At 68.6% G+C, this 14,348-nt stretch carries 27 protein-coding genes and 2 pseudogenes; all 29 read right to left on the minus strand.

The features are described 5' to 3' along the window. A pseudogene (locus VIB55_RS25480) lies at nucleotides 1-85 on the minus strand (30S ribosomal protein S4); the annotation flags it as partial. A 117-nt stretch (nucleotides 86-202) separates the two neighbouring features. Beyond that, nucleotides 203-595, minus strand: coding sequence for a 30S ribosomal protein S11 (gene rpsK / locus VIB55_RS11660; RefSeq protein WP_331022427.1), 393 nt, complete (start codon nucleotides 593-595; stop codon nucleotides 203-205). Between the two features lie 160 nt (nucleotides 596-755). Continuing rightward, the gene (gene rpsM, locus VIB55_RS11665; protein WP_331022426.1) at nucleotides 756-1,136 is read right to left on the minus strand and encodes a 30S ribosomal protein S13; all 381 of its coding nucleotides are present in this window, start codon (nucleotides 1,134-1,136) and stop codon (nucleotides 756-758) included. A 32-nt stretch (nucleotides 1,137-1,168) separates the two neighbouring features. Then, entirely contained in the window at nucleotides 1,169-1,285 is a 117-nt protein-coding gene (gene rpmJ, locus VIB55_RS11670; protein ID WP_331022425.1) for a 50S ribosomal protein L36, read from the minus strand. 127 nt (nucleotides 1,286-1,412) lie between these two features. Continuing rightward, nucleotides 1,413-2,162: a type I methionyl aminopeptidase gene (map, locus tag VIB55_RS11675; RefSeq protein ID WP_331876836.1), complete on the minus strand. Its 750-nt coding sequence runs from the start codon at nucleotides 2,160-2,162 to the stop codon at nucleotides 1,413-1,415. Continuing rightward, nucleotides 2,159-2,791, minus strand: a complete 633-nt coding sequence (locus VIB55_RS11680; RefSeq protein ID WP_331876837.1) for an adenylate kinase — start codon at nucleotides 2,789-2,791, stop codon at nucleotides 2,159-2,161. The genes map and VIB55_RS11680 overlap by 4 nt, the downstream gene beginning before the upstream one ends. A 111-nt stretch (nucleotides 2,792-2,902) precedes the next feature. Next, a complete protein-coding gene (gene secY / locus VIB55_RS11685) occupies nucleotides 2,903-4,228 on the minus strand; it encodes a preprotein translocase subunit SecY (protein ID WP_331876838.1) in 1,326 nt (441 codons plus the stop codon). A 1-nt stretch (nucleotide 4,229) separates the two neighbouring features. Then, on the minus strand, nucleotides 4,230-4,688 hold the full coding sequence (gene rplO, locus VIB55_RS11690; RefSeq protein ID WP_331022421.1) for a 50S ribosomal protein L15: 459 nt from the start codon (nucleotides 4,686-4,688) through the stop codon (nucleotides 4,230-4,232). Beyond that, complete coding sequence (gene rpmD, locus VIB55_RS11695; protein WP_331072207.1) at nucleotides 4,681-4,878, minus strand: 50S ribosomal protein L30; 198 nt, start codon at nucleotides 4,876-4,878, stop codon at nucleotides 4,681-4,683. Before rpmD ends, rplO begins: the two co-directional genes overlap by 8 nt. Then, nucleotides 4,871-5,593 carry a 30S ribosomal protein S5 gene (gene rpsE / locus VIB55_RS11700; protein ID WP_349263015.1) on the minus strand — a complete coding sequence of 241 codons (723 nt, stop codon included), beginning with the start codon at nucleotides 5,591-5,593 and terminating at the stop codon, nucleotides 4,871-4,873. Before rpsE ends, rpmD begins: the two co-directional genes overlap by 8 nt. A 12-nt stretch (nucleotides 5,594-5,605) precedes the next feature. Beyond that, entirely contained in the window at nucleotides 5,606-5,983 is a 378-nt protein-coding gene (rplR, locus tag VIB55_RS11705) for a 50S ribosomal protein L18 (protein ID WP_331876839.1), read from the minus strand. Nucleotides 5,984-6,036: 53 nt separating this feature from the next. Continuing rightward, the gene (gene rplF / locus VIB55_RS11710; RefSeq protein WP_331876840.1) at nucleotides 6,037-6,576 is read right to left on the minus strand and encodes a 50S ribosomal protein L6; all 540 of its coding nucleotides are present in this window, start codon (nucleotides 6,574-6,576) and stop codon (nucleotides 6,037-6,039) included. A 10-nt stretch (nucleotides 6,577-6,586) separates the two neighbouring features. After that, nucleotides 6,587-6,979 (minus strand): 30S ribosomal protein S8, encoded by a 393-nt coding sequence (gene rpsH / locus VIB55_RS11715; protein WP_331022417.1) that lies wholly within the window; start codon nucleotides 6,977-6,979, stop codon nucleotides 6,587-6,589. Nucleotides 6,980-7,161: 182 nt separating this feature from the next. Then, nucleotides 7,162-7,347, minus strand: coding sequence for a type Z 30S ribosomal protein S14 (locus VIB55_RS11720; RefSeq protein WP_170030916.1), 186 nt, complete (start codon nucleotides 7,345-7,347; stop codon nucleotides 7,162-7,164). 13 nt (nucleotides 7,348-7,360) lie between these two features. After that, nucleotides 7,361-7,945 (minus strand): 50S ribosomal protein L5, encoded by a 585-nt coding sequence (gene rplE, locus VIB55_RS11725; RefSeq protein WP_331876841.1) that lies wholly within the window; start codon nucleotides 7,943-7,945, stop codon nucleotides 7,361-7,363. Nucleotides 7,946-8,052: 107 nt separating this feature from the next. Then, nucleotides 8,053-8,370 carry a 50S ribosomal protein L24 gene (rplX, locus tag VIB55_RS11730; RefSeq protein ID WP_331876845.1) on the minus strand — a complete coding sequence of 106 codons (318 nt, stop codon included), beginning with the start codon at nucleotides 8,368-8,370 and terminating at the stop codon, nucleotides 8,053-8,055. An 8-nt stretch (nucleotides 8,371-8,378) separates the two neighbouring features. Then, nucleotides 8,379-8,747 (minus strand): 50S ribosomal protein L14, encoded by a 369-nt coding sequence (gene rplN, locus VIB55_RS11735; RefSeq protein ID WP_331022414.1) that lies wholly within the window; start codon nucleotides 8,745-8,747, stop codon nucleotides 8,379-8,381. Nucleotides 8,748-8,763: 16 nt separating this feature from the next. After that, entirely contained in the window at nucleotides 8,764-9,051 is a 288-nt protein-coding gene (rpsQ, locus tag VIB55_RS11740; RefSeq protein ID WP_331876842.1) for a 30S ribosomal protein S17, read from the minus strand. Beyond that, a complete protein-coding gene (gene rpmC / locus VIB55_RS11745; RefSeq protein ID WP_331022412.1) occupies nucleotides 9,052-9,252 on the minus strand; it encodes a 50S ribosomal protein L29 in 201 nt (66 codons plus the stop codon). Then, nucleotides 9,249-9,701: a 50S ribosomal protein L16 gene (rplP, locus tag VIB55_RS11750; RefSeq protein ID WP_331022411.1), complete on the minus strand. Its 453-nt coding sequence runs from the start codon at nucleotides 9,699-9,701 to the stop codon at nucleotides 9,249-9,251. The genes rpmC and rplP overlap by 4 nt, the downstream gene beginning before the upstream one ends. A gap of 12 nt (nucleotides 9,702-9,713) precedes the next feature. Then, nucleotides 9,714-10,376 carry a 30S ribosomal protein S3 gene (gene rpsC, locus VIB55_RS11755; protein ID WP_331022410.1) on the minus strand — a complete coding sequence of 221 codons (663 nt, stop codon included), beginning with the start codon at nucleotides 10,374-10,376 and terminating at the stop codon, nucleotides 9,714-9,716. Nucleotides 10,377-10,380: 4 nt separating this feature from the next. Beyond that, complete coding sequence (gene rplV / locus VIB55_RS11760; RefSeq protein WP_331022409.1) at nucleotides 10,381-10,731, minus strand: 50S ribosomal protein L22; 351 nt, start codon at nucleotides 10,729-10,731, stop codon at nucleotides 10,381-10,383. Between the two features lie 21 nt (nucleotides 10,732-10,752). Continuing rightward, nucleotides 10,753-11,040, minus strand: a complete 288-nt coding sequence (rpsS, locus tag VIB55_RS11765; RefSeq protein ID WP_331022408.1) for a 30S ribosomal protein S19 — start codon at nucleotides 11,038-11,040, stop codon at nucleotides 10,753-10,755. 193 nt (nucleotides 11,041-11,233) lie between these two features. Then, complete coding sequence (gene rplB, locus VIB55_RS11770) at nucleotides 11,234-12,076, minus strand: 50S ribosomal protein L2 (RefSeq protein ID WP_331022407.1); 843 nt, start codon at nucleotides 12,074-12,076, stop codon at nucleotides 11,234-11,236. Nucleotide 12,077: 1 nt separating this feature from the next. Next, nucleotides 12,078-12,368, minus strand: coding sequence for a 50S ribosomal protein L23 (rplW, locus tag VIB55_RS11775; RefSeq protein WP_331876843.1), 291 nt, complete (start codon nucleotides 12,366-12,368; stop codon nucleotides 12,078-12,080). Next, nucleotides 12,361-13,005: a 50S ribosomal protein L4 gene (gene rplD / locus VIB55_RS11780; RefSeq protein ID WP_331876844.1), complete on the minus strand. Its 645-nt coding sequence runs from the start codon at nucleotides 13,003-13,005 to the stop codon at nucleotides 12,361-12,363. The genes rplW and rplD overlap by 8 nt, the downstream gene beginning before the upstream one ends. Before the next feature lie 16 nt (nucleotides 13,006-13,021). Beyond that, nucleotides 13,022-13,639 carry a 50S ribosomal protein L3 gene (gene rplC, locus VIB55_RS11785; protein ID WP_331022404.1) on the minus strand — a complete coding sequence of 206 codons (618 nt, stop codon included), beginning with the start codon at nucleotides 13,637-13,639 and terminating at the stop codon, nucleotides 13,022-13,024. 10 nt (nucleotides 13,640-13,649) lie between these two features. Further along, nucleotides 13,650-13,958 (minus strand): 30S ribosomal protein S10, encoded by a 309-nt coding sequence (gene rpsJ / locus VIB55_RS11790; RefSeq protein WP_331022403.1) that lies wholly within the window; start codon nucleotides 13,956-13,958, stop codon nucleotides 13,650-13,652. 104 nt (nucleotides 13,959-14,062) lie between these two features. Continuing rightward, nucleotides 14,063-14,348 (minus strand): annotated as a pseudogene (gene tuf, locus VIB55_RS11795) (elongation factor Tu); the annotation flags it as partial.

The raw sequence follows: 14,348 nt of genomic DNA on the forward strand, positions 1-14,348 counted from the left end.
CGGTGAAGCACTTGGTGCCCTTCAGGAACAGCTTCTGCCCCTCGCGGCGGCAAAGCCTGCACGAGGGTCCGGTGTAACGGGCCATTGCTCAGTAACCGTTTCGGTTGTGTGTTTCGCGGCTTCGTCCCCCCGACGGTCGCGAGGGTTTACGCCAAGGTCCCGCACATGCCCGGCGCCAGGCGCCGGGCATGGTACCGGTGGATCAGACGCGGCGCTTCTTGGGCGGCCGGCAGCCGTTGTGCGGAATGGGCGTCACGTCGCGGATGCTGCGGATGCCCAGCCCCGAGGCGGCCAGCGCCTGGATGGCCGACTCGCGTCCGCTGCCCGGGCCCTGCACGTGCACGTGCACGCGCTTCACGCCCAGCTGCAGCGCCTCGCGGGCCGCCTGCTCGGCGGCCACGGTGGCGGCGAACGGGGTGCTCTTCTTGGAGCCCTTGAAGCCCGCCTTGCCGGCGCTTCCCCACACGACCGAGTTGCCGGCCATGTCGGTGATGCTCACGATGGTGTTGTTGAACGTCGCCTTGATGTGGGCGACGCCCTCGCTCTCGACGTGGCGCTTGGTCTTGGGGCGCCCCGCGGTCTTCGGCTTGGCCATTCGGAAATCCTGTTTGGGGTGCGCGGCCTACCGCGCCTCCGGTACGTCTCCCCGCCGGCACGTCCGGCGGAGTGGTCATCGGCCCGGGCGCGCCGCCCGGGCCGATCGTCGGATCGAAGCGAACGCGCGGCGCCCGGCACGAAGGCCGGGCGCTGCACGATTACTTCTTGCCCGGCTTCTTCTTGCCGGCGATGGCCCGGCGCGGGCCCTTCTTGGTGCGCGCGTTGGTGTGCGTGCGCTGCCCGCGAACCGGCAGCCCGCGGCGGTGCCGCAGCCCGCGATACGAGCCGATGTCCATCAGGCGCTTGATGTTGCGCGAGACTTCCGAGCGCAGCGCACCCTCCACGCGAATGTTCGCGTCGATGATGCGGCGCAGCTTGTTCACGTCCTCGTCGTTGAGGGCGTGCACGCGCGTGTCGGGGTTGATCCCCGCCTCGCCCAGGATGCGGCGCGACGTGGCGCGGCCGATCCCGAAGATGTACGTAAGGCCGATCTCTACGCGCTTTTCACGCGGAAGATCGACGCCTGCGATACGAGCCATCCTGCTGTTCTCCTGTCTGGCCGAGTCTGGGATTAGCCCTGGCGCTGCTTGTGCCGCGGGTTCTTCTTGCAGATGATGCGGATGACGCCCCGCCGCTTGATCACCTTGCAGTGCTCGCAGATCGGCTTCACGCTCGCGCGGACCTTCATGTTCGCCTCGCCTGTGTATCCTGAAAGAACGTAAGCCTGAGAACGTAACCAGATTTCGGCGATTCCGCAAGGCTTGGAACGGCGCGGACGCCAGAGGGCGTCCGTGCCGGATACTCGTCACACGTGTTCAGATCGTAAGGATCCGCGGCCCGCCGGCCGTCACCGCCACGGTGTGCTCGAAGTGCGCCGACACCTTGCGGTCGGCCGTCACCACGGTCCACCGGTCGGGCAGGGTACGCACCGTGGCCGTGCCCAGGTTGAACATGGGCTCGATGGCCAGCACCATCCCCTCCAGCAGCTTGAGGCCCTTGCCCCGCACGCCGAAGTTGGGCACCTGCGGCTCCTCGTGCGGCTGGCGGCCCACGCCGTGGCCCACCAGCTCGCGCACCACCCCGTACCCCGCCCCGTCGGCCACTTCCTGGATCGCCGCGCCCACGTCGCCCAGGCGGCTGCCGGGGCGCGCCTCGGCGATCCCCCGGGCCAGCGCCAGCTGGGTGAGCTCCAGCAGCTCCGCCACCGGCTCCGCCACCGGCCCCACGGGAAGGGTGACCGCGGCGTCGGCGTAGAACCCCTCGAGCTTTACCCCGCAGTCCACGCTCACGATGTCGCCCTCGCGCAGCACGCGCCGCGACGACGGGATCCCGTGCACCACCTCGTGGTTCACCGAAATGCACAGCGTGGCGGGAAAGCCGTACAATCCCTTGAACGCCGGCTCGGCACCCGGGTGCGAGCGGATGAACGACTCCGCCCAGCGGTCCAGCTCGCCGGTGCTCACCCCGGGCGCCACGCGGTCGGGAATCGCCCGCCACAGGCTGGCCAGGATGGCCCCCGCGCGGGCGATGGTGTCGATCTCCGCCGCCGACTTGAGGTGGATCACCGCCCCAGCACCCCCAGCACGTCGGCCTGCACCGCGTCGATGGCGCGCGACCCGTCCAGGGTGTGGACGGGAACCCCGGCGCCGCGGTAGTGCTCCACCAGCGGCGCCGTGTTCTCGCGGTACACCTCCAGCCGGTGGCGCACCGTTTCCTCGCGGTCGTCGTCGCGCTGCACCACCCGGCCGGCCACGTCGGCCGGCGGCGGGTTGTGGTCCACGTGGTACACCACCCCGGTCTCCGGGTCGGTGCGACGTCCGCTCATCCGCCGCACGATGGCGTCGTCGTCCACCTCCAGGTACACCACCGCGTCGATGCCGCGCCCCAGGTCTTCCAGCAGCCCGTCGAGCGCGCGGGCCTGGGCCACGTTGCGGGGATAGCCGTCGAAGATGGCGCCGCCCTCGGCATCGGGACGCGAAAGCCGCTCGCGCACCAGGCCCAGGACGATGTCGTCGGACACGAGCTTCCCCGCGTCCATCACGGCCTTGGCCTGCACCCCCAGCGGGGTGCCCTGGCGCACTGCGTCGCGCAGCATGTCGCCCGTGGCGATCTTGGGCGTGCCCAGCGTTTCGGCGAGCAGGGCGCCCTGCGTGCCCTTGCCGGCGCCCGGGGCGCCAAGGAGAACGAGATCCATTCAGTCGGTTCCGGTAACGGGTCGGTCCTTGAACGAGTACCAAGTGCCGAGTGCCAAGTACCCGGTCACGCCGACCAGGCACTTGGCACTAGGATACTGGGTACCTTGCCGTCAGATGTAGCGCTGCTGGCGGCCGCGGAACTTCACGCGGCCCTTCTTCATGAAGCCGTCGTAGCGGCGCAGCAGCAGGTGCTGCTGCATCTGCTGGACCGTGTCGAGCGCCACGCCCACCACGATCAGCAGGCCGGTGCCGCCCAGCACGCGGCTGAGCGTCGCCACGCCGAAGGCGCTCAGCACCGCCGACGGGATCAGCGCGATGGCGGCCAGGAACAGCGCCCCCGGCAGCGAGATGCGCGACATCACCGAGTCGATGTACTCGGCCGTGCGCGCGCCCGGCTTCACCCCCGGCACGAACGCGCCCTGCTTCTTCAGGTTCTCGGCGATGTCTACGGGGTTGTAGATGATCGCCGTGTAGAAGTAGGTGAAGAACACGATCAGCACCGTGAACGCCACGTAGTACGGAATCGTGTTGAGCGCGAACCACCCCGCCGCCGTGCGCGCCCACTCCGCCTGCGTGAACTGCCGCAGGGTGGCCGGCACGATCATGATCGACTGCGCGAAGATGATGGGCATCACCCCCGCCATGTTGATGCGCAGCGGGATGAACGACTTCTGCCCCTGCCGGATGCGCCCCCGCCCCATCACCTTCTGCGGGATCTGCACCGGGATCTTGCGCGCCGCCATGGTCACCGCCACGGTGCCGGCGATGGTCGCCAGCATCATGGCGATCAGCACGAAGATCGCGAAGATGTTCACCTGCCCCAGCCCCACCAGGCGGCCGGTTTCGTACAGCGCCGACGGCAGCGACTCCACGATGCCGAAGAAGATGAGCAGGCTCATGCCGTTGCCGATGCCCCGGTCGGTGATCTGCTCGCCCAGCCACATGATGAACACCGCGCCCGTGGTGAGCGTCAGGATCATCGTCAGCCGGAAGGGAAAGCCCGGGTTGGTGACGGCCGCCGGCACCTGGGTCTCGATGAACATCGCGAACCCGTACGCCTGGAAGATCGCCAGCACCACGGTGGCGTACCGCGTGTACTGCGTGAGCTTCTTGCGTCCGTCCTCGCCCTCCTTCTGCATCTTCTCGACGGAGGGCACCACCGCCGCCAGCAGCTGGAACATGATGCTGGCGGAGATGTAGGGCATGATCCCCAGGGCGAACACCGTCGCACGCGACAGGCCGCCCCCCACGAACATGTCGTAGATGCCGAAGGCGGTCCCCTGTAGCTGCCCCGCGTACTCACGCAGGGCAGGCACGTTGATCCAGGGCGCCGTGATGTGGGCCCCGATCCGGTAGATGAGCAGGCACATGAGGGTGAAGAGGATCTTGCTCTTCACCTCGGGAATGCGCCACAGGGCAACTACGGGGTTGGCCATTTCAGCCGATCTCCTGAACGGTTCCCCCCAGCGCCGCGATCTTGTCGCGGGCCGACTGGCTGAACTTGTGGGCCGTGATCTCGACCTTGCGGGTCAGGTCGCCCGTGCCCAGCACCTTCACCGGGCGGCCGGCGTGCCCGATCAGGCCGCGGTCCTTCAGGGTCTCGGGGGTAATGGGCCCCTCGCCCTCCAGCGTTTCCAGCTGGTACAGGTTCACCACCTGGTACTCCACGCGGTTCAGGCTGGTGAAGCCGCGCTTGGGCTGCTGGCGGTGGATGGGCATCTGGCCGCCCTCGTACCCGGGCTTGCCGCCGCCGGGGCCGTGGTGGCCGGCGCGCGCCTTGGAGCCCTTGTGCCCCTTGCCCGCCGTCTTGCCGGTGCCGGACCCGGTGCCGCGGCCCAGCCGCTTGGTGTCGCGGTGCGACCCTTCGGGCCGCCGCATGTTGCTGAGGTCAGCCATTGTTCTCCTGCCCGTCCGTTTCCTCGACCTTCACGAGGTGCCGGACCTGAAAGATCATCCCGCGGATCGCGGCGTTGTCCTCCTGGATCACCGAGCGCTGGTGCCTGAGCCCCAGGGCCCGGAGCGTCCGGCGCTGCCCCTCGGGGGCACCGGAGTAGCTCTTGGTCTGCGTGATCTTGAGCTTAGCCATGACGGCCGCCTCCGATCGCCTCGACGGGCACGCCGCGCTCCATCGCCAGCTGCTCGCGGGTGGTGAGACCCTGCAGCGCGTCGAGGGTGGCGAGCACCATGTTGAAGGGGTTGTTGCTCCCCAGCGACTTGGTGAGGATGTCGTGCACCCCCACGCATTCCAGCACCGCGCGCACCGGTCCGCCGGCGATCACGCCGGTGCCGGGCGCAGCGGGGCGAAGGAGCACCCGGCCTGCGCCGTGCTCGCCCACGATGTCGTGGGGCACGGTGCCTTCGCGGATGGGCACCTTGACCATGGCGCGGCGCGCCGACTCCAGCGCCTTGCGCACGGCCTCGGACACCTCGTTGGCCTTGCCGGTGCCGATGCCGATCTTGCCGGCCTGGTCGCCCACCGCCACCAGCGCGGTGAAGCTGAAGCGGCGTCCGCCCTTCACCACCTTGGCGACGCGGTTGATGTGCACCACGTTTTCCTTGAACTCCGACTCGCGGGCCTGCCCGCCGCCGCGGCCGTCACGCTGGCCGCCGCCCCGTCCGCCGCGCCCGCCGCCCTGGCCGCCGCGCTCGTCGCCGCCGCCCGGACCGCCGCGCCCGCGGCCGCCGCCCTGGCCGCCGCCGAACCCGCCGCGGCCCTGGCCGCCGCCGAAGCCGCCGCCCGGACGTCCGCCGCCGGAGCGTCCGCCGCCCGGACCACCGCCGCCCTGTCTGTTCTCAGCCATTCGTAAGCTCCCTTAGAACTCGAGACCGCCCTCGCGGGCGCCCTCGGCGAAGGCCTTGACACGGCCGTGGTACAGGTAGCCGCCGCGGTCGAACACCACGTGCGTAACGCCCGCCTCGCGCGCCTTCTCGGCCAGCGCTTTGCCGGCCGCGTGGCTGGCTTCCGTCTTGGACATCCCCTCGCGCTTGCCGCGCAGGTCGGCGTCGAGCGTGCTCAGCCCCACCAGCGTGCGGCCGGCCACGTCGTCCACCACCTGTCCCTCGACGTTGTTGAGGGAGCGGTGCACCACCAGACGCGGGCGCTCGGCGGTGCCGTTCACCTTGCCGCGTACGCGGCGGTGGCGGCGGTCGCGGCGCTGCTCGCGCGTCTTGACCTTTCTCGTTCCAGACATTGGTTCCTCTGAAGTGACTATGCGATGATTCGCCGGTTCGGGGGCGGAGCGGCTTACTTGCCGCCCGCCTTGCCCGCCTTGCGGCGGATCACCTCGCCCTGGTACTTCACGCCCTTGCCCTTGTACGGCTCGGGCGGGCGCAGCGACCGGATCTCGGCCGCCACCTGCCCCACCACTTCCTTATTGGTCCCGGAAACCTCGACCACGGTGGGGGTGGCCGCCCGCAGGGTGATGCCCTCGGGAGCCTTGTACTCGATGGGGTGGCTGTACCCCAGCGAGAGCGTCAGCCCGAAGGGCTTGGTCTCGGCGCGGTAGCCCACACCCACGATCTCGAGCGTCTTGGTGAACCCGGTGGTCACCCCGTCGATCATGTTGGCCACCAGCGTGCGGCTGAGGCCGTGCAGCGCCCGGAAGCGCGGCTCGTCGGAGGGGCGCTCCACCAGGATCTCGCCGTCCTGCCGGCGCACGATCACGTCGGAGTGCAGGGTGCGCGAAAGCTCGCCCCGGGGGCCCTTCACGCGCACGGTGTTGCCATCGATCGTAACGTCCACGCCCGCGGGGACGGGGATCGGCCTTCTTCCAATTCGCGACATGTCGTCCCCCTTACCAGACGTAGGCGAGAACTTCGCCGCCCACCTTGGCCGCGCGGGCGTCGCGATCGGTCATCACGCCGCGCGAGGTGGAAAGCAGCGCCATCCCCAGCCCGTTGCGGACCCGGGGGATTTCCTCGACGCCCACGTACTTGCGCAGACCCGGCTTGCTCACCCGGCGAAGCTCGCGGATGATGGGCCGGTCCTGGTAGTACTTCAGGTACAGCCGAAGCTGGCCGAAGCGGCCGTCGTCCAGGACCTTGTAGTCGTGGATGTAGTGGTTTTCCTTGAGAAGGCGCGCGACTTCCACCTTCAGCTTGGAGACCGGCATGTCCACCCGGCGGTGACGCGCCATCTGCGCGTTCCGAATGCGGGTGAGCATGTCGGCGATCGGATCGGTAAGCATGCTCGTTCAGCTCCTCTAGTATCCGCCGCGCGGTTCCGTGCGCCGGACTTGAAGGAAAGGGGTTTTTCAAAAAGGCGAAGCCCTAACGATAACCAGACGCGGGCACACCCGTCAACCGCTCGCGGGGAGCAGCCGATCGGGTGTGCCGTTGCGCCTGGCGCCCGCGGGCGCCGCCGGGGGTGCTACCAGCTGGCCTTGCGCACGCCGGGGATCTCGCCGCGCAGCGCCTGCTCGCGAAAGCAGATGCGGCACAGTCCGAACTTGCGCAGGAACGCGCGGGGGCGGCCGCAGCGGTTGCAGCGGTTGTAGCCACGCACGCCGAACTTGGGCTTGCGGTTGGTCTTTTCGATCAGGGCCTTGCGTGCCATCTCTGTTCCCTGGTTAGGCCGCGGCGGCGTTTACGATGACCGGGCTCTCGCCGCGGAAGGGAATCCCCAGCTCGCGCAGCAGCGCCAGCGCCTGGTCGTCCTTGGTGGTGGACGTCACGATGGTGATGTCCATCCCGTGCACCTGGTCGACCTTGTCGTAGTCGATCTCCGGGAAGATCAGCTGCTCCTTGACGCCCATGGTGTAGTTGCCCCGCCCGTCGAACGAGCGCGTGCTCACCCCGCGGAAGTCGCGGATGCGCGGCATGGCCACGTTCACCAGCCGGTCCAGGAACTCCCACATCCGGTCGCGGCGCAGCGTCACCGACGCGCCCACCGGCTGGTTCTCGCGCAGGCCGAAGTTGCTGATGGCCTTCTTGGCCCGGGTGACCACGGCCTTCTGGCCGGTGATCTGCCCGATCTCGGCCACGACGCTCTCGAGCAGCTTGGGGTTCTTGCTGGCCTCGCCCAGCCCCACGTTGATCACGATCTTTTCCAGCCCCGGGATCTGCATGGGGCTGCTGTACCCGAAGTCCTGGTGCAGCTTGGGCCGGACCGACTCTTCGTAGTAGCGCTGGAGGCGCGGCTTTTCGTTTGCCATTGTCGTTCTTCTTTCGTTCCGTATCCCCCCGCGCCCGAACGGCCGGGAGGGCGGTCACGAGTGTTCCGCCCGGCGAAGTGCCGGGCGGACCCCTCACTCCGTCAGGGTCAGGCCCGCGGGATCACGCGGCCCGACTTGGCGGCCACGCGCTCGCGCCGGCCGTCCTCGCCCGCCTGGCTGCGCAGCCGCGTGGGCTCGCCGCTCGCCGGGTCCAGCAGCATGACGTTGCTGGCGTGGATGGGCGCCTCGAACTCCACGATGCCACCCTCGGGGTTGGTCTGCGAAGGCTTCATGTGGCGCTTGCGCAGGTTCAGCCCCTCGATGACCACGCGGTTCTTCTCGGGCTCCACGCGCAGGACGGTTCCCTGCTTGCCCTTGTTGGCGCCCGAGATCACCTGCACCGTGTCGCCCTTGCGGATCTTCAGCCCGGCCATCAGAGCACCTCCGGGGCCAGCGACACGATCTTCATGTAGCGCTTGTCGCGCAGCTCGCGGGCAACCGGCCCGAAGATGCGGGTGGCGCGGGGCTCGCCCGCGTCGTTGATGATCACCGCCGCGTTCTCGTCGAACCGGATGTACGAGCCATCCTTGCGGCGGACGTTGCGGGTGGTGCGCACGACGACCGCCTTGGCGACGTCGCCCTTCTTGACGGTGCCGTCCGGGAGCGCGTCCTTCACGGCCACGACGATACGGTCGCCGACCGAGGCGTAGCGGCGCTTGGACCCGCCCAGCACGCGGATCACCAGCGCCTTCTTGGCGCCGGAGTTGTCCGCGATGCGAACGATGGATTCCTGCTGCAGCATTCTGCTCTCCTAGTCCTCAGCGGGCCCGCTCGACGAGCTCCGAAACGCGCCAGCGCTTCAGCTTGCTCAGGGGGCGCGTTTCGGTGATGGTCACCACGTCGCCCATGTGGTACTCGTTGTTCTCGTCGTGCGCGTGGTACTTCTTGGTACGCGTCACCTGCTTGCCGTACAGCGGGTGCGAGTACCGGCGCTCCACCTTCACCACCACCGTCTTGTCCATCTTGTCGGACACGATGACGCCGGTGCGGGTCTTGCGGCGCCCGCGCTCTTCCTGCTGGCCCGCGGCCTGGGTGTTCTCGGCCATTTATCGACCCTCCTTCAGGTCACGCTCACGCTGCGCCGTCTTCAGGCGCGCGATGTCGCGGCGAATGGTGCGCAGCAGCGTGGGGTTTTCCAGCTGCTGGGTGGCGGAGCGGAAGCGCAGCCGGAACCGCTCTTCCTGGAGCTGCTCGATGCGCTCGGCGATCTCCTGGACCGTCAGCTCGCGGATCTCGGAACCCTTCACGCCTCACCTCCCTCGGCTGCGGCCTCGACGGGCGCCGCGGTCTTCTCGCGGACGATGAACTTGCACTTCACCGGGAGCTTGGCCGCGGCCAGCTCCATGGCGCGCTTGGCCACCTCGGGCGCCACGCCTTCCAGCTCGAACATGATGCGCCCGGGCTTGACCACGGCCACCCACGCCTCGGGGTTGCCCTTGCCCTTGCCCATGCGCACTTCGAGGGGCTTCTTGGTGATGGACTTCGCCGGGAAGATCCGGATCCACACCTTGCCGCCGCGCTTGATGTGGCGCGTCATGGCGATACGGGCGGCCTCGATGGTCCGGTTGGTGATCCAGCCGGGCTCCAGGGCCTGCAGGCCGTAGTCGCCGAACGCCACGTAGTTGCCGCGCGTGGCCTTGCCACGCATGCGGCCCTTCATCTGCTTGCGGTACTTGACTCTCTTGGGAGCGAGCATCTTGACGTCTCCTTACGCGTCGGTCGAGTAGGTCCGGCCGCGCCGGTTCTCGACCACTTCGCCCTTGAACACCCACACCTTCACGCCGATGGTGCCGTACGTGGTGCGGGCGGTGGACTGCGCGTAGTCGATGTCGGCGCGCAGCGTCTGGAGCGGAATCCGCCCCTCCTTGTAGCCCTCGGTGCGGGCGATTTCGGCGCCGTTCAGGCGGCCGGCCAGCTGCACCTTGATCCCCTCGGCACCGGCGCGCATGGCGTTCTGCACCGCGCGCTTCATGGCGCGGCGGAACGAAACGCGCTGGACCAGCTGGTGCGCGATGCTGTCGCCGATGAGCTGGGCGTCCACCTCGGGGCGCTTCACCTCTTCGACGTTGATCGCCACCTCGTTGCCCGGCGACAGGCGCGACAGCTCGTCACGGAGCTTGTCGACCTCGCTGCCGCCCTTGCCGATCACCACGCCCGGACGGGCGGTGTGAAGGGTGACGATGGTCTTCCCCGGCTTGCGCTCGATCTCCACCTCGGAGATGCTGGCGTGGCCCAGGCGCTGGTGCAGGTACTTGCGGATGGTCTCGTCCTCGGCCAGCAGCTGCGGGAAGTTGCGCTCGGCGTACCAGCGCGACTTCCAGTTCGCCACGATCCCCAGTCGAAACCCTCTCGGATGTGTCTTCTGTCCCACGGCGTTACTCCTTGCGGTCGACGATGATCGTGACGTGGCTGGTTCGCTTCATGATCGGCGTCGCGCGCCCCATGGCGCGCGGGCTGAACCGCTTCAGCGTCCGGCCCTCGTCGACGTAGACCTCCCGGACCACAAGGTCGTCCACGTCGAGGAACGACCCGGCGGCCTCGGCCTTCTGCGTGGCGTTGGCCACGGCCGAGCGCAGGGTCTTCTCGACGGGCGTGGTGGCCGCCTTCTTCGAGAACTTCAGGATGGAGTAGGCCTCGTTTACACCGCGTCCGCGGATCAGGTCCACAACCATACGCATCTTGCGGGGGCTCATCCCCACGGAGCGGGCGATAGCGCGAGCTTCCATTTTTATGATCCTTTCTCGCGCTTAGCGCGCCTTGGCGCGCTTGTCGACCAGCTTGCCCCCGTGCCCCTTGAAGGTGCGGGTGGGGGCGAACTCGCCGAGCTTGTGCCCGACCATGTTCTCGGTGAGGTACACCGGGATGAACTTGTTGCCGTTGTGCACGGCCAGCGTGTGCCCGATGAATTCCGGGGTGATGGTCGAGGCGCGCGACCAGGTCTTCACGACCCGCTTCTCGCTGCGCTCGTTCATCCCGCGGACCTTCTTCAGGAGGCTCTCCTCTACGAAGGGCCCCTTCTTCAGACTCCTCGGCATTTCCGATGTCCTTCTTCGCTCTTAGTCCCGTTTCCCCCGGCGCCCGTGCCGGGGGCGGAGTCCACGTGCGGGACATTCCCGCAGTGGTGGACGCGCCTGGGTGGTGAACAGCAGTGCGAGAGTGCGAGAGTACGGAGTGCGAAAGTGGGTCGATCCCTTACTTTCGCACTTCGCACTTTCGCACTGACGCACTTTACTTCGTCGCCCGGCCGCGCTTGCGGCCGCGGACGATCAGACGGGTCGAGGCCTTCTTGTGCTTGCGCGTCTTGATGCCCTCGCCCTTGCCCCACGGCGACACCGGGGGGCGTCCGCCGGAGGTCTTGCCCTCGCCGCCGCCCATGGGGTGGTCGACGGGGTTCATGGCCACGCCGCGCACCTTGGGGCGCTTGCCCCGCCAGCGGTTGGCGCCCGCCTTGCCGATGGACTGCTTCTCGTGGTCCACGTTGCCCACCTGGCCCACCGTGGCCATGCACTCGCGGCGCACCAGGCGCACCTCGGTGCTGGGCATGCGCAGCGTCACGTGCTCGCCTTCCTTGGCCACCACCTGCACGCCGGCGCCCGCCGAGCGGGCCATCTGGCCGCCCTTGCCCGCGCGGAGCTCCACGTTGTGCACCGTGGTGCCCAGCGGGATCTCGGCCAGGGGCAGCGCGTTGCCCACGCGGATGTCGGAGCCGGGCCCCTGCTCCACGCGGTCGCCGTCCTTGAGGCCGCGGGGGGCCAGGATGTAGCGGCGCTCGCCGTCTTCGTAGATCACCAGCGCGATGTTGGCGCTGCGGTTGGGATCGTACTCGATGCGCTCCACCTTGCCGGGGATCCCCGGCTTGTTGCGCTTGAAGTCGATCACCCGGTAGATCCGCTTGTGCCCGCCGCCGCGGCGGCGGCTGGTCACGTGGCCGTGGTGGTTGCGTCCACCCGACTTCGTGATGCTTTCGGTCAGGTTCTTCTCGGGGCGGCCCTGGTGGGTCACCTCGGCGAAGTCGCTGATGGCGCGAAAGCGCGTGCCGGCGGTCATGGGCCGGAACTGCTTGGTCGGCATGTTACTCTCCCCCGAAGATCTCGATCGAGTCACCCTCGACCAGCGTGACCACGGCCTTCTTCCAGGCGGCCTTGCGGCCCATGAACTTGCCCATGCGCTTTTCCTTGCCGGCATAGCGCATGGTGCGGACGGCCTTGACCTTGACGTTGAACTGCTTCTCGATCGCGCCGGCGATCTCGACCTTGTTGGCGTCGTTGGCCACCACGAAGCTGTACGCCCCGTGCTGGTCGAGCTGCTGGTGGCTCTTTTCGGTCACCAGCGGCTTGACGAGGATTTCGCTGACGTTACGCATGTGCCACTTCCTCCTGGGCGCCGCGCGCCGCCTCGAGAGCTCCCTGCTCGATGATCACCTGGCGCGCCTTCATCACGTCGTACGGCGACGCCTGCGCGAAGGGAAGCACCTCGACGTTCTGCAGGTTGCGGAACGAGCGGAACACCGTTTCGCTGTTGCCGTTGGTCAGCACCAGGATGCGCTTGGCGTCGGCCACGCCCATGCGGCCCAGCAGCGACACCGCCTCGCGGGTCTTCGGGGCATCGAAGCCGAAGCGCTCGATGACCGTGATCTCGCCGTTGTTGGCGCGCTGGTTGAACGCCGAGCGGCGGGCCAGCGCCTTTACCTTGCGCGGCACGTCCTGCTGGTACGAACGCGGGTGCGGACCGAAGACGATGCCGCCGCCGCGCCAGTGCGGCGCCCGCATGGTGCCCTGGCGGGCCCGGCCGGTGCCCTTCTGGCGCCACGGCTTGCGGTTGCCGCCGGAAACGTCGGCGCGCGTCTTGGTGCTGGCGTTGCCCTGGCGCTTGTTGGCCAGGTGCGCCTTGATCACCGCGTGAAGGACGGCCTCGTTGACGATGCCGTCGAAAAGCTCCTCGGGGAGCTGGAACGCCTCGCCCGGCTCGCCGGCGGCGTTGAAAAAGCGTGCAGTTGCCATGGTATCCGGGCTCCCTTTACTGGCGGGTGACGTACACGACGCCGTTGATCGGCCCCGGCACGGCACCACGCACGTACAGCAGGTTGCGCTCGGCGTCGATCTTGGCGACCAGCAGGTTGCGCACGGTCTGCTGCGCGTTGCCCATGTGGCCCGGCATGCGCTTGCCCTTGATCACGCGGGACGGGTTGGTGCCCGCGCCGATGGAGCCGGGGGCGCGGTGCACGCGGGTGGCGCCGTGCGAGGCGCGTCCGCCGCCGAAGCCGTGGCGCTTGACGACGCCCTGGAAGCCGCGGCCCTTGGTGACGCCCGTCACCTTGACGCGGATGCCGCGGGCGAAGCCGTCGACGGTGACGCTTTCGCCCACCGCCGGCGCCTGGTCGAAGCGGAACTCCTTGAGCACCGCCGGGGCGGCCTCGAGGCCGGCCTTGCTGGCGTGGCCCTTCTCGGCGCCGGTGGCGCGCGAGGCCTTCTTGGCACCGAAGCCGAGCTGAACGGCGGCGTAGCCGTCCTTCTCGTCGGTGCGAACCTGCACGACGGGGCAGGGCCCCGCCTCGATGACGGTCACGGGCACGACGGCGCCGGACTCGTCGAAGATCTGGGTCATCCCCAGCTTGCGTCCGATGATTCCCGACATCTCGTCCTCCTCAGTCCACCTTGATCTCGACGTCCACACCAGCCGGCAAGTCCAGCTTGGTGAGGGCGTCGACGGTCTGCGGGCGAGAATCGAGGATGTCGATGACACGCTTGTGCGTCTTCAGCTCGAACTGCTCGCGGCTCTTCTTGTCCACGTGCGGCGACCGCAGGACGGTCCACCGCTGGATCCGCGTGGGGAGCGGGATGGGGCCGCTGATGCGGGCGCCCGTCTTCTCCGCCGTGCGGACGATGTCGGCCGTGGTCTGATCGATCACCGCGTGATCGAAGCCCTTCAGCCGGATGCGAATCTTGCCTGCCATATACTTTCTGGAGGTCGGTTGACGGTTCCGTTACAGCCCGGGGTGCGGAAACACGGCATGCGGGAGCGTCGTGTGACGCTCCCGCTGCGCATCCGCCAACCGGCTCAGTCCAGGATTTCGGTGACGACGCCGGCGCCGACGGTGCGGCCGCCCTCGCGGATGGCGAAGCGAAGCTCCTTCTCCATCGCGATCGGCGTGATCAGCTCCACCGACATCTGCACGTTGTCGCCCGGCATCACCATCTCCACACCCTCGGGGAGGTTGGCGGTGCCCGTCACGTCCGTCGTGCGGAAGTAGAACTGCGGGCGGTACCCGTTGAAGAACGGGGTGTGCCGGCCGCCCTCTTCCTTGGTCAGCACGTACACCTCGGCCTTGAACTTGGTGTGCGGC

It is taken from the genome of Longimicrobium sp., from assembly GCF_036554565.1.
GTDB lineage: Bacteria > Gemmatimonadota > Gemmatimonadetes > Longimicrobiales > Longimicrobiaceae > Longimicrobium.

Coding starts and splice junctions, on each gene's coding strand:
- rpsK (WP_331022427.1), bottom strand. CDS start 595: ATGGCCAAGCCGAAGACCGCGGGGCGCCCCAAGACCAAGCGCCACGTC.
- rpsM (WP_331022426.1), bottom strand. CDS start 1,136: ATGGCTCGTATCGCAGGCGTCGATCTTCCGCGTGAAAAGCGCGTAGAG.
- rpmJ (WP_331022425.1), bottom strand. CDS start 1,285: ATGAAGGTCCGCGCGAGCGTGAAGCCGATCTGCGAGCACTGCAAGGTG.
- VIB55_RS11680 (WP_331876837.1), bottom strand. CDS start 2,791: ATGGATCTCGTTCTCCTTGGCGCCCCGGGCGCCGGCAAGGGCACGCAG.
- secY (WP_331876838.1), bottom strand. CDS start 4,228: ATGGCCAACCCCGTAGTTGCCCTGTGGCGCATTCCCGAGGTGAAGAGC.
- rplO (WP_331022421.1), bottom strand. CDS start 4,688: ATGGCTGACCTCAGCAACATGCGGCGGCCCGAAGGGTCGCACCGCGAC.
- rpmD (WP_331072207.1), bottom strand. CDS start 4,878: ATGGCTAAGCTCAAGATCACGCAGACCAAGAGCTACTCCGGTGCCCCC.
- rpsE (WP_349263015.1), bottom strand. CDS start 5,593: ATGGCTGAGAACAGACAGGGCGGCGGTGGTCCGGGCGGCGGACGCTCC.
- rplR (WP_331876839.1), bottom strand. CDS start 5,983: ATGTCTGGAACGAGAAAGGTCAAGACGCGCGAGCAGCGCCGCGACCGC.
- rplF (WP_331876840.1), bottom strand. CDS start 6,576: ATGTCGCGAATTGGAAGAAGGCCGATCCCCGTCCCCGCGGGCGTGGAC.
- rpsH (WP_331022417.1), bottom strand. CDS start 6,979: ATGCTTACCGATCCGATCGCCGACATGCTCACCCGCATTCGGAACGCG.
- VIB55_RS11720 (WP_170030916.1), bottom strand. CDS start 7,347: ATGGCACGCAAGGCCCTGATCGAAAAGACCAACCGCAAGCCCAAGTTC.
- rplE (WP_331876841.1), bottom strand. CDS start 7,945: ATGGCAAACGAAAAGCCGCGCCTCCAGCGCTACTACGAAGAGTCGGTC.
- rplN (WP_331022414.1), bottom strand. CDS start 8,747: ATGCTGCAGCAGGAATCCATCGTTCGCATCGCGGACAACTCCGGCGCC.
- rpsQ (WP_331876842.1), bottom strand. CDS start 9,051: ATGGCCGAGAACACCCAGGCCGCGGGCCAGCAGGAAGAGCGCGGGCGC.
- rplP (WP_331022411.1), bottom strand. CDS start 9,701: ATGCTCGCTCCCAAGAGAGTCAAGTACCGCAAGCAGATGAAGGGCCGC.
- rplV (WP_331022409.1), bottom strand. CDS start 10,731: ATGGAAGCTCGCGCTATCGCCCGCTCCGTGGGGATGAGCCCCCGCAAG.
- rpsS (WP_331022408.1), bottom strand. CDS start 11,040: ATGCCGAGGAGTCTGAAGAAGGGGCCCTTCGTAGAGGAGAGCCTCCTG.
- rplB (WP_331022407.1), bottom strand. CDS start 12,076: ATGCCGACCAAGCAGTTCCGGCCCATGACCGCCGGCACGCGCTTTCGC.
- rplW (WP_331876843.1), bottom strand. CDS start 12,368: ATGCGTAACGTCAGCGAAATCCTCGTCAAGCCGCTGGTGACCGAAAAG.
- rplD (WP_331876844.1), bottom strand. CDS start 13,005: ATGGCAACTGCACGCTTTTTCAACGCCGCCGGCGAGCCGGGCGAGGCG.
- rplC (WP_331022404.1), bottom strand. CDS start 13,639: ATGTCGGGAATCATCGGACGCAAGCTGGGGATGACCCAGATCTTCGAC.
- rpsJ (WP_331022403.1), bottom strand. CDS start 13,958: ATGGCAGGCAAGATTCGCATCCGGCTGAAGGGCTTCGATCACGCGGTG.